7 protein-coding genes and 1 pseudogene are annotated in these 14,685 nt (G+C 66.2%); 5 read left to right on the top strand and 3 right to left on the bottom strand.

What is annotated here, in order from left to right; all coding sequences use genetic code 11:
- Positions 1–488: HNH endonuclease signature motif containing protein (locus tag E3O11_RS17775; protein ID WP_166787611.1), on the top strand; the 488-nt coding region annotated here is incomplete at its 5' end.
- Between the two features lie 104 nt (positions 489–592).
- Here the strand turns inward: E3O11_RS17775 and glgB are convergent.
- A pseudogene (gene glgB / locus E3O11_RS16010) lies at positions 593–2,766 on the bottom strand (1,4-alpha-glucan branching protein GlgB).
- 173 nt (positions 2,767–2,939) lie between these two features.
- Positions 2,940–5,036, bottom strand: a complete 2,097-nt coding sequence (locus tag E3O11_RS16015; RefSeq protein ID WP_373866165.1) for an alpha-1,4-glucan--maltose-1-phosphate maltosyltransferase — start codon at positions 5,034–5,036, stop codon at positions 2,940–2,942.
- 116 nt (positions 5,037–5,152) lie between these two features.
- On the opposite strand from E3O11_RS16015, the gene glgP reads away from it, so the two are divergent.
- A complete protein-coding gene (gene glgP / locus E3O11_RS16020; RefSeq protein ID WP_092451965.1) occupies positions 5,153–7,720 on the top strand; it encodes an alpha-glucan family phosphorylase in 2,568 nt (855 codons plus the stop codon).
- A 77-nt stretch (positions 7,721–7,797) separates the two neighbouring features.
- Here the strand turns inward: glgP and glgX are convergent, their stop codons facing one another.
- Positions 7,798–9,876, bottom strand: a complete 2,079-nt coding sequence (gene glgX, locus E3O11_RS16025; protein ID WP_092451963.1) for a glycogen debranching protein GlgX — start codon at positions 9,874–9,876, stop codon at positions 7,798–7,800.
- Positions 9,877–9,946: 70 nt separating this feature from the next.
- On the opposite strand from glgX, the gene E3O11_RS16030 reads away from it, so the two are divergent.
- From E3O11_RS16030 to ligA, 3 genes are all read left to right on the top strand, one after another.
- Positions 9,947–11,125, top strand: coding sequence for a cysteine desulfurase family protein (locus E3O11_RS16030; protein WP_092451961.1), 1,179 nt, complete (start codon positions 9,947–9,949; stop codon positions 11,123–11,125).
- Between the two features lie 61 nt (positions 11,126–11,186).
- A complete protein-coding gene (gene mnmA / locus E3O11_RS16035) occupies positions 11,187–12,383 on the top strand; it encodes a tRNA 2-thiouridine(34) synthase MnmA (protein ID WP_092451960.1) in 1,197 nt (398 codons plus the stop codon).
- Entirely contained in the window at positions 12,376–14,628 is a 2,253-nt protein-coding gene (ligA, locus tag E3O11_RS16040) for an NAD-dependent DNA ligase LigA (RefSeq protein ID WP_092451958.1), read from the top strand. The genes mnmA and ligA overlap by 8 nt, the downstream gene beginning before the upstream one ends.
- Positions 14,629–14,685 lie beyond the last annotated feature (57 nt).

The following is a 14,685-nucleotide window of genomic DNA, read 5'->3' on the forward strand; positions in this document are numbered from 1 at the left end:
GCGTCCTCACTCACCCGCACACCGGCATCGTCCTCGACGTCAGCTCCACCCCGTTCCGCGTGCCGGCGGCGCTGAAGAAATACCTGCGCCTACGCGATGGAACCTGCCGGTTCCCCGGCTGCAACCGCTCCGCCGGCCACTCTGACCTCGACCACACCATAGATAAACAATTCGGCGGCCCCACCACCGCCACCAACCTCCACTTCCTCTCGCCCGCCCACCACAACCTGAAGCACTTCTCCGATTGGAAAGCCACCGCCGACCCCGACGGCACCGTCCACTGGACCAGCCCCGCCGGCAAACACTACGCCACCGACCCCGCCACCCGCATCAACCCACCGCGACAACAAGCACCACCGCCAGCCCCGCCCGCCCCGCCCGCACCGCTGCCGCCAGCCGAACCGATCAGCGATCCGTGGAATAGCGACTGGAACGGCAGCTGGAACACCCCGCGGGACACCGACCCCACCGAGCCCCCACCGTTCTAGGGTCGACGGACAGGGTGAACACCACCGATTCTCAATGAATGCTGCGTCGTCAGATTGCTGTCGTTGGGCGCAGCCCCCCCCCCCCGCAATGGAAGGTCGGGGAGTTAGCGGCGGAGGCGCAGCCAAAGACCGGCCAGGGGTGGCAGGGTCAGGGTTGCGGAGGCGGGGCGACCGGCCCAGGGCTCGTTGTAGGNTCGTTGTAGGCCTCGACGCTGCCCTGGTTACCCACCCCGGAACCACCGAAGTCTCCGGCATCCGTGTTGAGAATCTCCTCCCACGCTCCGGCGAATGGCAGCCCCACCCGGTAGTCCGTGTGCGGCTGCCCGGCGAAGTTGAAGAAGCACGCGACCGGAACGCCGTGGTTGTCCCAGCGCAGGAACGACACGATGTTTTGGCTCGCGGCACCGCCGTCGAGCAGCTCAAAACCACCCGGGTCGTTGTCGCGGCTCCACAGACTCGCGTTGTCGCGGTAGACCCGGTTGAGCTGACCGACCAGGTTGAACAGGCCGCGGTGCGCCGGCTGGTCGAGCATCCACCAGTCCAGGCCGCGCTCCTCGCTCCACTCCGAACGTTGTCCGAACTCGCTGCCCATGAACAACAGCTGCTTGCCCGGGTGCGCCCACATGAATGAGAGGTAGGCGCGCACGTTGGCAAGCTGCTGCCAGGAGTCGCCGGGCATCTTCGACACCAGGGCGCCCTTGCCGTGCACGACCTCGTCATGGCTGATCGGCAGCAGAAAATTCTCGCTGAACGCGTAGATGAACGAGAACGTGATGTCGTTGTGGTGGTACGAGCGGTACATCGGGTCGACCTGCATATACTCGAGCGAGTCGTGCATCCAGCCCATGTTCCACTTGAACCCGAAGCCGAGCCCGCCGCCGCTGGTCGGCGCCGTGACCCCGCCCCAGTTGGTGGATTCCTCAGCGATCATGATGGTGCCGGGGTTGCGTTTGTAAGCGGTCGCGGTGATCTCCTGCAGCAGGCTGATCGCCTCGAGGTTCTCGTTGCCGCCATACTGGTTCGGCTCCCACTGGCCGTCTTCGCGCGAATAGTCGAGGTAGAGCATCGAGGCGACCGCGTCGACCCGCAGGGCATCAATATGGAATTCCTCGAGCCAGTACAGGGCATTGGCGACGAGGAAGTTGCGCACCTGCATCTGACCGAAGTCGAAGATGTACGTTCCCCAGTCCAGCTGTTCACCGCGGCGCGGGTCCGGGTGCTCATACAGGGCCTGACCGTCGAAGCGGGCGAGGGCGAAGTCGTCTTTGGGAAAGTGGCCGGGCACCCAGTCCATGATCACGCCGATGCCGGCCTGGTGCAGCCGATCGATCAGGTAGCGCAGGTCGTCTGGCGAGCCGAACCGGCTGGTCGGCGCGTAATAGCCGCTGACCTGATAGCCCCACGATCCGCCAAACGGATGCTCAGCCAGGGGCATGAATTCCACGTGCGTGAAGCTGAGTTCGTTCAGGTACCCGACCAGCTCGTCGGCGAGTTCCCGGTAACCGAGCCCGGGTCGCCAGGAGCCCACGTGCATCTCGTAGATGCTCATGGCCTGGTTGTGCGGATCGGTGGCGCTACGGTTGGCGAGCCATTCGGTATCCGCCCATTCGTAGTTCGACGCGGTAACGACCGACGCCGTCTGCGGTGGAACTTCGGCGAGGCGGGCCATCGGGTCGGCCTTATCGATCCAGGCGCCGGACTGCGTGAGCAGCTGGAACTTGTAGTTGGTGCCGAGCGCCAGGCCCGGAATGAACAGTTCCCACACGCCGGTGCTGCCCATGTTGCGCATGGCGTGGGTAGAGCCGCTCCACCCGTTGAAGTCACCGATGACCCGCGCGGCCTGCGCGTGCGGCGCCCAGACGGCAAACGAGGTACCGGTCGAACTGGCCGTGACGCCCTGGTGCTGACGGTGGTGTGCTCCCAGCACGTCCCATAGGCGTTCGTGGCGGCCCTCGCCGATCAGGTGCAGGTCGAGTTCGCCGAGGGTCGGAATGAAGCGGTAGGGGTCGTCGCAGATCCACGGTGGCGCCGACTCATAACGGGCTTCGATCGTATAGTCGCTGAGCCCGACGGTGCTTTCGCCCTGCCAGATGCCGTGCGCGAGGTGGGCCAGCTCAACGTGCGACCCGTTGGCGAGAATCGCGAACACCTCGGTGGCGAGTGGACGCAGCGCCCGGATGGAGACGCGCGGGTCGGACACGCCGGTCTGGTGGGCGAGGTGCTGGCCGAGGATTTCGTGCGGGTTGTAGTACCGGCCGGCGGCGACGGCCTCGAGCACGTGCTCGGGTATGGTCGCGGGTTCGATCGGGGCCGAGTTCTCCTGGACTGTGCTGGGTCCGGATTTCGGGGACTGTGCCTTCTTGCCGTCGATTTTCTTTGCCTGACCCTTCGTATCCGTGGACTCGTGCTTCTGGTGTTTCTGGTGTTTCTTGTCTTTTTCTTTGTGACCGCTCATGCTGGGGCCGAAGTGTGCGGTGTGACGTGCAGAATATGCACCGGCTCTGTGAAGGCGTCGAGTCGCACGAAGTTGTCGGCCGCCCAGGTCCAGGTGGCTCCGGAGACTAGATCGTGCACGTCGAAGTTGTCACCGCGGACAATGCCGAACCTGGTGACGTCGAGGTGCACGATCGTTTCGCGCACGGAGTGCGGGTCGACGTTGGCGACGATGATGAGAGCATCCGCTTGGCCGGTGCCGGTGAACGCGGCGTCGAGGTACTTGCTGTAGACCAGAATCGAGTCGTCGTCACTGGCGTGGATGTCGAGGTTGCGCAGTTGCGCCAGCGCCGGATGCTCGGCCCGAATGCGGTTGAGCAGGGTGAGGTAGGGCGCGAGGGACTTGCCGAGTTCCTCGGCCTTGCTCCAGTCGCGCGGCCGATACTCGTACTTCTCGTTGTCGATGCTCTCTTCGGCGCCGGGCCGGGCGACGTTTTCGAACAGGTCGAAACCCGCGTAGACGCCCCAGCTAGGCGCTGCCGTAGCGGCGAGGGCCGCGCGAATCTTGAACGCGGCCGGGCCGCCGAACTGCAGATACTCGGTGAGAATATCCGGCGTGTTCACAAACAGGTTGGGGCGCAGAAAATCGGCCGTGTCGTTGGCGAGGCCGTCGAAGAATTCCTCGAGCTCAGTCTTCGTGTTGCGCCAGGTGAAGTAGGTGTACGACTGCTGGAAGCCGACCTTGCCGAGCGCCTGCATGAGCGCCGGGCGGGTGAACGCCTCGGCCAGGAACACCACGTCGGGGTCGGTCTGATTGACTTCGGCGATCAGCCACTCCCAGAAGTCCAGCGGCTTGGTGTGGGGGTTATCGACCCGAAAGATGCGCACGTCGAGGCTGATCCAGTAGCGGAGCAGGCGCAACGCCTCGAGCCGGATGCCGGCCGGATCGTTGTCGAAATTGATCGGGTAGATGTCCTGGTATTTTTTCGGCGGGTTCTCGGCGTAGGCGATGGAGCCGTCGGGCAGGGTCGTGAACCACTCCGGGTGCTGCTGCACCCAGGGGTGGTCGGGGGAGGCCTGCAGGGCAAAGTCGAGGGCGATCTCAATGCCGAGGTCCGCCGCTTTTTTCAGAAAGGACTTGAAATCGGCGACGGTGCCGAGGTCGGGGTGGATGGCATCGTGGCCGCCGTCGGCCGAGCCGATCGCCCACGGCGAGCCAGGATCACCGGGGGCGACTGTGAGTGAGTTGTTTGGACCCTTGCGGAAGGCCTGCCCGATCGGGTGGATCGGCGGCAGATACAGCACGTTGAACCCCATCGCCGCGACGGCGGGCAGGCGTTTCGCGGCGGTGGGGAACGTTCCGCTCTTCCAGCTGCCATCTTTTTGCCGAACGGCGCCCTCCGAGCGCGGGAAGAACTCGTACCACGAGCCCACCCCAGCCCTGGCACGTTCGACGATGATGGTGCGTTCGGCCGAGAGCGAAGCCAGCCCGGCGAGGGGGTGAGCGGCGATGGCTTGCCGCAGCGCGGCATCCGCGACCGCGAGTAGTCGTGCGGCGGCCGGCTTGCTGGTGTCGGCGAGGGCGGTCGCTGCGGCCTGAAGCAGGCGGCGGGCCGCGAGCGGGCGATTCTGGTCGATGGCGGCCTGCTGCAGCAGCGCGCCGCCGATGCTGAACATGAGTTCCACGTCGATGCCGGCCGGAACCTTGATCTGCGCGTTGTGTTCCCAGGTGGCGAACTCGTCGGCATAAGCACGCACCCGATACCTCCAGTGGCCGGCGACGCCGAGGAGCACCTGCACGCCGTAGCGGTCGGTCCCCTCGCCCTGCAGCAGCATGGGATGCCGGGTTTCGCTGCCGTCGGGCGCCGTGAGCTGCAGGTCGACGCCGATCAGGTCGTGGCCCTCACGAAAAGCGGTCGCCCCAAATGGGACGACCTCGCCGGCGAAGGCGCGGGCCGGCCATTGGTTGTCGGTCAGCTGAGGCGAGAGATCGAGAACGGGGATACGGCCAATGGCTGCGCCGGAGGCACCGCTAGCCTCTTGTGGAGACGCACCGGCCGTGGCGCTGCTCGATGCTGTCGGCACGGTCGTCTTTTTTGCTGCTGTCTTGGCCACAGAATGACCGTAGCGTGAAAGCGTGGCAATCATGCTCGCCTCGCGCCACCCTCGCCCGCGGGACGCGAACATTCGGCGTTACGTGTTCGCCATCTGGCACCCCTAAGGTTGACCTCGTGAAGGCGATCCGCAAATTTACCGTCCGTGCCGTCCTCCCCGCGCCCCTCGCGGCGCTGGAGGAGCTTGCCGGCAATCTTCGCTGGTCGTGGCACGAGCCCACCCGCCAGCTGTTCGAGCGCATCGCCCCCGAGCTCTGGCGCGAGATCGGCACCGACCCGGTCGCCCTGCTCGGCGCCGTCGACCCGCACCGTCTCGACGATCTCGCCCAGGACCACGATTATGTGGCCGAGGTCAACTCCGCCCGAGACGCCCTGCGCGACTATCTGGAGCAGCCGCGCTGGTATCAGAGCCTCGACGGCGAGAAGCCCGCCGCGATAGCGTATTTCTCACCGGAATTCGGTATCGCCGCCGCGCTGCCGCAGTACTCCGGCGGCCTGGGCATTCTGGCCGGCGACCACCTCAAGAGCGCCTCCGACCTCGGCCTGCCACTCGTCGGCGTTGGCTTGTTCTACCGCGCCGGCTACTTCAGCCAGTCCATCTCGCCGGACGGCTGGCAGATGGAAAGCTACCCGCTGCTCGACCCCGACGGGCTGCCGCTCTCCGTGTTGCGCCGAGCCGACGGCTCTGCAGTGCAGGTCTCGCTCGCCCTGCCGGATGACCGAACCCTGCATGCCCGGGTCTGGCAGGCCAAGGTCGGTCGGGTGCGCCTGCTGCTGCTCGACGCCGACATTCCCGAAAACGCCGACGACCTGCGCCTGGTCACCGACCGGCTCTACGGCGGCGGCGGCGAACACCGCCTGTTGCAGGAGCTGCTGCTCGGCATCGGCGGCGCACGCGCCGTCAAACTGTGGAGCTCGCTGCACGGTTTGCCCGAACCCGAAGTGTTCCACACCAATGAGGGCCACGCCGGGTTTCTCGGTCTGGAGCGCATTTCGAGCCTGATCGGCGAGGGCTTGAGCTTTCAGGAAGCCCTGCAGGTGGCCCGCGCCGGAACCGTCTTCACCACCCACACCCCGGTCGCCGCCGGCATCGATCGGTTTGAACGCTCCCTGGTTCGCCGCTATTTCGGCACCGACCTGCTGCCCGGCGTCGACGTGGAGGACCTGCTCGCTCTCGGGGCCGAAAGCTACGCCGGCGGTTCCTCCGACGTGTTCAACATGGCCATTATGGGCCTGCGCTTGGGCCAGCACGCCAACGGCGTGTCGACCCTGCACGGGGAGGTCAGCCGCCGCATGTTCAACGGCCTCTGGCCCGGTTTTGATTCAGCGGATGTCCCGATCACGTCGATCACGAACGGCGTGCACGCCCCGAGCTGGACCGACCCGGCGCTCAAGAGCCTCGCGCTGAATAAACTCGGCACCAGTGACACGTCAACGGCCAACTGGGCCTCCGGTGAGGTCTCGGACCAGGATCTCTGGTCGGTGCGCGGTCAGATGCGCCTACAGTTCGTCGAGGATGCCCGCCGCCGCTTGCTGAACGCCTGGCGCGACCAGAACCCGGGGGGCATCGCTCCGGCCTGGATCGGCCGGGTCTTCGACCCGAACGTGCTGACCATCGGATTCGCCCGCCGCGTGCCCACCTACAAGCGCCTGACCCTGATGATGCACGACCCCGCGCGGTTGCGTGCCCTGCTACTGCACCCGGAGCATCCGATTCAGATCGTGATTGCCGGCAAATCGCACCCCGCCGATGAGGAAGGCAAACGGCTGATCCAGAAGATCGTGCAGTTCGCCGCCGACCCGGCGCTGCGCAGCCGCATCGCATTTCTGCCGGACTACAACATTGCGATGGCCCAGTTGATGTATCCGGGAACGGATGTCTGGCTCAACAATCCGCTCCGCCCGCTCGAAGCCTGCGGCACGAGCGGCATGAAGGCTGCGCTGAACGGCGCGCTCAACCTGTCGATCCTTGACGGTTGGTGGCCGGAATATTACGACGGCAAGAACGGCTGGGCGATTCCCTCGGCCGATTCCGCCGGTGATTCCGCTGAACGTGACCGGCTCGAGGCCGAAGCGCTCTACGAGCTGATCGAGCACCAGGTCGCGCCGATGTTCTACGAGCGTAACGCCGACGACGTGCCCGAACGCTGGGTCTCCAACATTCGGCACACGCTTTCGACGCTGTCACCGCAGCTGTCGGCGGATCGGATGGTGAGCGAGTACGTGGAGCGACTGTACCGTCCGGCCGGTCATTTTGAGGCGCTGATGTCGGCCAACAACTACCGGGCCGCCCGCGAACTGGCTGCCTGGAAGGGCAAGATCGTCTCCGCCTGGCCCCAGGTTGCCGTGACCCACGTCGAATCCGGCGGGGTCTCCTCGGTGCCCGAAGTGGGCGACGACCTTCACCTGCGGGCGCACGTGCAGCTGAACGGGCTGTCCGCCGACGATGTGATCGTCGAAGTCGTCTACGGCAAGAGCCTCGGTACCGACGAACTGCGCGATGTCGCGATTCAGGCGCTCGCTCCGGCTTCGCTGAAGAAAGCACCGGCCGGCGGAGCGACCCTGTTCACCGGAACGGTCGAACTCGACCGGGCCGGAGCCTTCGGCTACACCATTCGGGTCGTGCCCAAGAACGCGCTGCTGATTAGCCCGGCCGAGATGGGTCTGGTCGCCGTCGCGAACTAGCGGTTGCGGCCGGCCCACCGGTTCACGTTGGCCGGCTCACGCTGGCCGGTTCACGTTGGCCGGCTCATGCTGGTCGGTCAGGGACGCGCGGTGCTGCGCGGAACGAATGCTCCGTGCGCCCGCATCAGCTGCATCGAGGCCCCCGGCACGAACAGGCGAGCGCCCGGCGCATGCTCGATGACCGAATCGCGCAGGTCGTCGTGACTGGAATCCCAGAGCAGCGTGTAGGCATCCACTCCCTCGTGTTTGGGCAGGGTGACGGTCTCATCCTGCTCGCGCGCGTTCACCACGAGCAGGATGCGGTTGAAGGCTTCGTGCTCCGGTGTGGACGCCGCCATGTACTGCAGGGTGCGTTCGGTGGGGGAATTCCAGGCGTCACCCTGCAGCGCGTCACCGGCGATGTTGTACCAGTCCAGTTGGCTGGCACTCGGGGTGGTCTCGCCGAACCGGCCGAAGTGTACCGGCCGTAATGCCGGGTTCTCCCGGCGCAGCTGCAGCAGCCGCCGGGTGACTCGGTGCAGGTCCTGCTGCCAATCGTCGAAGTCCCAGTTGAGCCAGGTCAGCTCGCTGTCCTGGCAGTAGGCGTTATTGTTGCCGCGCTGGCTGCGACCGAATTCGTCGCCGGCCGTGAGCATCGGAATTCCGGCCGATAACAGCAGCGTGCCGAGCAGATTACGCATGGCCTTGCGCCTTGTGGCCAGAATCGCCACGTCGCGGGTCGGGCCCTCGACGCCGTGGTTGTAGGAGCTGTTGTTGTCGGTTCCGTCACGGTTCGACTCGCCGTTGCCGAGGTTGTGCTTGCTGTTGTACGCGGTCAGGTCGGCGAGCGTGAACCCGTCGTGTGCGGTGATGAAATTGAGCGAGGCGAGTGGGCCGCGTTTCTCGGAGAACGTGTTCGAGGAACCGGCGACCCGGGTCGCGAACCGTCCGATCCCGCTGCCGGCTGAGCCGCTTTGGCGCAGGCTCTTTATATCCGAAAGCCAGAAGTCGCGCATGCGGTCGCGGTAGCGGTCGTTCCACTCGGTCCAGCCGGGTGGAAAATTGCCGGTCTGCCAGCCGCCCTGGCCGACATCCCACGGCTCCGCGATGAGCTTCACGCCAGCCAGATCCGGGTCGTCGCGAATCTGGGTGAGCAGCGGATGCTCCGGGTCGTAGACGACGCCGCCGTCGCGGCCGAGTGTCGTCGCCAGATCGAAGCGGAACCCGTCGATCTGCACATCGTTGGCCCAGTAGCGCAGCGAATCGAGTACGAGCCGTTTCGGCACGTCGTGGCTGAAGTTGACAGTATTGCCACAGCCGGTCACGTCGATGTAGGCACCGGACTCGTCCTGCCGGTAATAGCCTGCATTGTCGATGCCGCGCAGACTCGTGACCGGGCCGTTCCGACCCTCCTCGGCGGTGTGGTTGTAGACGACGTCAAGGATGACCTCGAGCCCCGCCTCGTGCAGCAGCTTGACCATGCCCTTGAACTCGCGGAGCACCGCTGCCGGCCCGGCGGACTGGGCAGCCTGAGTGGCGTAGTCGGCGTGCGGGGAAAAGAAATTGAGGGTGTTGTACCCCCAATAGTTGATCAAGCCCTGTTTGATCAGGCGCTGCTCGGACACGAACGCCTGCACCGGCAAGAGTTCAACCGCGGTCACGCCGAGGTCCGTCAGGTAAGCGATAGTGGATTCGTGGGCGAGACCGGCGTAGGTGCCCCGCAGTGCGGCCGGAACCAGCGGGTTCATCCGGCTGAGGCCGCGAACGTGCGCCTCGTAGACCACGGTGTGATCGAGGGCCGTGCCCGGTTTCTCGGCGCCGTTCCAATCGAAATCGTCGTCGATCACCGAGGACTGCCACAGTCCGGCGCCGACCCGAACCAGACCACGTGAATACGGTTCGATCAGAGTCTTCTCGGGGTGGAAAGAATTCTGTGGGCTGGCCGGACCTGACACACGGATGCCGTACCGGCGCCCCGGTGACAGCGTGCGCGATTTACCGGACCACACACCATGCGCGTCCTGCGTCATCGGTACGCTTTTGATGATCCAGTTCGGGTCGACCTCGTCGAACAGGCACAGGTCCATGGCGTCGGCATGTTCGGCCCAGACGCGGAGTTCGCCGCCGGCGCTGGTTAGTCGCACACCGAGGTTGCGCAGGGGATCGGCGGAACTCATGGATTCAAGAGTAATCAGTGTGGGGGAGGGTGACGACCACCGGCATCCGCTCGACTGTAAAATGGCAGGCATGGTTGTCTATTTGGATCATGCGGCGACCACGCCCATGCTTCCCGCCGCTATTGCCGCCTACGCCGAAGCGATGAGCGTCGTCGGTAACCCCGCGTCCGTGCACAGCCAGGGTCAAAATGCGAAACGGATGCTCGAAGAGTCGCGTGAAATCGTGGCCACGAGCCTCGCCTGTGACCCGATCGAGGTCGTTTTCACCGGCAGCGGCACCGAGGCGATCAACCTCGGCATCAAGGGTTTGTACTGGGCGCGCGCACCACGCCGGCGCATTCTGGTGCCCGGCGGAGAACACCACGCCACGCTCGACACGGTCGAGTGGCTGGCTCAGCACGAAGACGCCATCGTCGAGTGGATTCCGCTCGACGACCGGGGCCGCATCGACCTCGGCGCGCTCGAGGCCGCCATTGCGCGTGACCCGCTCGATATCGCCCTGGTCAGCGTGATCATGGCCAACAACGAGGTCGGCACCATTGAACCTGTCGCGGAGGTGGCGGCGCTCGCCTCAGCCCACGGAATTCCGGTGCACGTCGATGCGGTCGCTGCCTACGGCTACATACCTGTCGATTTTCGCATCCTCGCGGCCGCGGGCGTGTCGGCGCTGAGCGTCTCGGCGCACAAGGTCCGCGGCCCGGTCGGCATCGGGGCGCTCGTGCTCGGTCGTGCCACGACCGTCGAACCTCTCATCCATGGTGGCGGCCAGCAGCGCAAGGTGCGCAGCGGCACCCAGGATGTCGCGGCGGCGGTCTCGTTCGCGGTGGCGGCATCGGCTCTCATCGCGCACGGCGATGAAAACGCTCGCCTGATGGCGCTGCGCGACCGCGTCATCGCTGGTGTGGCCCTGGTCGCGCCGGGGGCGCAGCTCAACGGCGACCCGACCCACCGGCTGCCCGGTAACGCCCATTTCAGTTTTCCGGGCTGCGAGGGCGACTCGTTACTGTTCGCCCTCGACGTTGCCGGCGTGTCGGTGTCGACCGGATCGGCCTGCCAGGCCGGCGTGCCTGAGCCCTCGCACGTGCTGCGAGCGATGGGACGCAGCGAGGTCGAATCCCGTGGGGCGCTGCGCATCACGGTCGGGCACACGTCGACCGACGCCGACGTCGACGCGCTGCTGGCGGCGCTGCCCGCGGCGCACGCCCTGGCGCTCGCCGCGGGCATGGCCGATCGAGTGCCCGGGCACTGACCCTTACGTTTGCGGGGTCAGCACTGGCGCGTACACTCGTTGGGTGAAGGTTTTAGCAGCAATGAGTGGCGGTGTTGATTCCGCCGTCGCAGCCGCGCGTGCGGTCGAAGCTGGACACGAGGTGGTTGGCGTGCATCTGGCGCTGAGCCGGATGCCGGGCACACTGCGCACCGGCAGCCGTGGCTGCTGCACCGTGGAAGATTCGATGGATGCCCAGCGTGCCGCCAACATCATGGGCATTCCCTACTATGTCTGGGACTTCTCGGAACGGTTCAAACTCGACGTCGTCGACGACTTCATCGCCGAGTACGCCGCCGGCCGCACGCCGAACCCGTGCATGCGCTGCAACGAGAAGATCAAGTTCGCCGCCCTGCTCGAAAAGGCCATGGCCCTCGGCTTCGACGCCGTCTGCACCGGCCACTATGCGAGTATCCTGACGGATGCCGATGGCAACAAGCAACTACACCGCGCGGCCGCCTGGGCGAAAGACCAGTCCTACGTGCTCGGTGTGCTCACCGCCGACCAGATCAACCACTCCATGTTTCCGCTCGGCGCCACGCCGACCAAGGCCGAGGTGCGCGCCGAAGCGGCCGAACGCGGCTTTTCGGTGGCGAACAAGCCCGACTCCTACGACATCTGCTTCATTCCTGACGGTGACACCAAGGGCTGGCTCGGCGAACGCGTCGCCCCGGTCACCGGCGACATTCTCGACCGGGAGGGCAACACGCTCGGCCAGCACGACGGCGCCGTTGCCTTCACCGTGGGCCAGCGTAAAGGGCTGTCGATCGGCACCCCGGCCGCCGACGGCAAGCCGCGCTTCGTGCTCGAGGTGCGCCCGATCACCAACGCGGTCGTCGTCGGTCCCAAGGAGGCGCTCGCCATCAAGGAGATCGCCGGCAACAAGTACACCTGGGCGGGGCTTGCCCCCGAACATCCAGATGTCGCGTTCCCCTGTCACGTGCAGATCCGCGCCCACGCCGATCCGGTACCTGCGGTAGCCCAGGTCGTCTCGACCACCGCAGTGACCGGAGTCCCCGGCTCGGTCGAGTTGCGCATCATTCCGAACGAGCCGCTGGCTGGCGTCGCCCCCGGGCAGACCGCCGTGGTGTACGTCGGAACCCGGGTAGTCGGCCAATGCACCATCGACCGCACCGTCAGCGCCGTTCCGGTTGCTGTCACCGCTACTGATTCCACCGCTTCTGTTCCCACCGCTACTGTTTCCACCGCTTCGGCCAGCCCCGTCCCGGTCAATGCCTGAGTCCGTCGCTGCCACCACACCCGCCGCGCTGAGCGCGGCAGCCGCTGAGGCTGTCGACATCACCACCCGCGTGCTCGCCGCCCGTGACGCCTATTACGAGCGCGACACCGTCATCATCTCCGACGCCGAGTACGACCGGCTGGTTCAACACCTCGGCGAACTCGAGCGATTGCATCCCGAGCTGGCGAGCCAGGACAGCCCCACCCAAACGGTCGGCGGTCGAGCTGAAGTCACCCTGTTCGACCCGGTGACACACGCCGAACGCATGCTCAGCCTCGACAACGTTTTCTCTCTCGAAGAATTCGAGGTCTGGGCTCGCAAAGCCGCGGAGAACTCCGGCCGCGCGGTGCACTACCTGTGCGAGCTCAAGATCGACGGCCTCGCCATCAACCTGAGGTACGCCAATGGAGTGCTCGTCTCTGCCGCGACCCGTGGCGACGGGGTCGTCGGCGAAGACGTGACCGAGAATATCGACCTCGTACCCGGCATCCCTAGTCGCCTGGCTGGTACCGGGCATCCGTCACTCATGGAGGTGCGCGGAGAGGTGTTCTTTCCGACGGTCGCGTTCGACGAACTGAACTCGGCGCAGTCCGCGGCCGGCGAGCGGACGTTCGCCAACGCCCGCAACGCTGCGGCCGGGTCGTTGCGGCAGAAAGCCTCCGGCAAAAACGTGGACCAGCTGCGCCTCATGAAGGCGCGCCTGGGCCGGCTGCGCATGCTTGTTCACGGCATCGGTGCCTGGGAGAACCCGCCCGTGCACACCCAGTCCGAGGTCTACGGCCTGCTCCAAGGTTGGGGGCTGCCGACCAGCAGCTACTTTCGTGTGGTCCCCTCGGTCGCCGAGGCGGCTGAGTTCATCGAGTATTACGGAGCCCACCGCGGCAGCGTCGTACACGAGCTCGATGGCATCGTGATCAAGATCGATGAGCTCGCCCTGCACGCCGAGCTTGGCGCGACCAATCGGGCGCCGCGCTGGGCAATCGCCTACAAGTACCCACCCGAGCAGGTCAACACGAAACTGCTCGATATCGTCGTGAGTGTCGGCCGCACCGGCCGCGCCACCCCCTTCGCGGTCATGCAGAAAGTACTCGTGGCCGGCAGCGAGGTACGCCAGGCGACACTGCATAACCAGGACGTCGTCAAGGCCAAGGGGGTCCTGATCGGCGACACGATTGTGCTGCGCAAGGCCGGCGACGTCATTCCCGAGGTGCTGGGCCCGGTCGTCGAACTGCGCGACGGCACCGAACGCGAATTCGTCATGCCCCAGAACTGCCCGGAATGCGGCACCCCGCTGGCCCCGGCCAAAGAGGGCGACATCGACCTACGCTGCCCGAACGCGCGCAGCTGCCCCGCGCAGGTACGCGGCCGGGTCGAACACATTGGCAGCCGTGGGGGGCTTGACATCGAGGTGCTCGGCGAGGTCGCGGCTTCTGCGCTCACTCAGCCGACCGTGCCGGTCGACCCGCCGCTGTCGACCGAGGCCGGCTTGTTCGCCCTGAGACTGGCCGACCTGTTGCCAATCCAGGTGATCGTGCGCGACGCCGAAACGGGCTTGCCGAAGGAAGACGACGGGGTTGCGAAAATTCGTATGCCGTTTTGTCGCAATCCGAGTCCGGCCGAGAAGAAGCAGGGTCTGACCGGCCTGCAGCCGTCCTCCAGCGCGCTCAAGCTCCTGGCCGAGATCGAGAAGGCCAAGACGAAGCCGCTGTGGCGCATTCTGGTGAGCCTGAACATCCGTCATGTCGGCCCGGTCGCCGCCCGGGCATTGGCCAACCATTTCGGCTCACTCGGCGCCGTTCGTGCGGCGACCCGCGAAGAACTCGCCGGGGTCGACGGGGTTGGCGGCATCATCGCCGACGCAGTGCTCGCCTGGTTCGTGGTGGACTGGCACGTCGATATCGTCACCCAGTGGGCTGCGGCCGGCGTGCAGTTCGCCACCCCGGGCCATCCCGGTCCGGGCGCGGCCGAGGCCGCCGGGGGAGTGCTCGCGGGGCTGACCGTCGTGGCCACCGGATCCCTCGAGGGCTTCACCCGGGAGGGCGCGCAGGAAGCTATCATCGCCGCCGGCGGTAAAAGCGCATCGAGCGTGTCCAAGAACACCGACTTCGTGGCAGCCGGGCCGGGCGCGGGATCGAAACTCGGCAAGGCCGAAACCCTCGGCATCCGAATCCTCGACGCCGACGAATTTCGAACCCTGCTCACGGAGGGGCCGGCCGGGTTGGCGACCGTGCCGGCATCCACGTAGGCTGCTGCACCGGCGCCGCGCTGAACGCGGGGCGGCACTCGCAAATGCCACCCCGCC

The sequence above is a fragment of the Cryobacterium levicorallinum genome (genome assembly GCF_004402405.1).
GTDB classification, from domain to species: Bacteria; Actinomycetota; Actinomycetes; order Actinomycetales; family Microbacteriaceae; genus Cryobacterium; species Cryobacterium levicorallinum.

Excerpts from the sequence above, each read along its gene's own strand:
- E3O11_RS16030 (WP_092451961.1), top strand. The coding sequence starts at position 9,947 with ATGGTTGTCTATTTGGATCATGCGGCGACCACGCCCATGCTTCCCGCC.
- glgX (WP_092451963.1), bottom strand. The coding sequence starts at position 9,876 with ATGAGTTCCGCCGATCCCCTGCGCAACCTCGGTGTGCGACTAACCAGC.
- mnmA (WP_092451960.1), top strand. The coding sequence starts at position 11,187 with ATGAGTGGCGGTGTTGATTCCGCCGTCGCAGCCGCGCGTGCGGTCGAA.
- ligA (WP_092451958.1), top strand. The coding sequence starts at position 12,376 with ATGCCTGAGTCCGTCGCTGCCACCACACCCGCCGCGCTGAGCGCGGCA.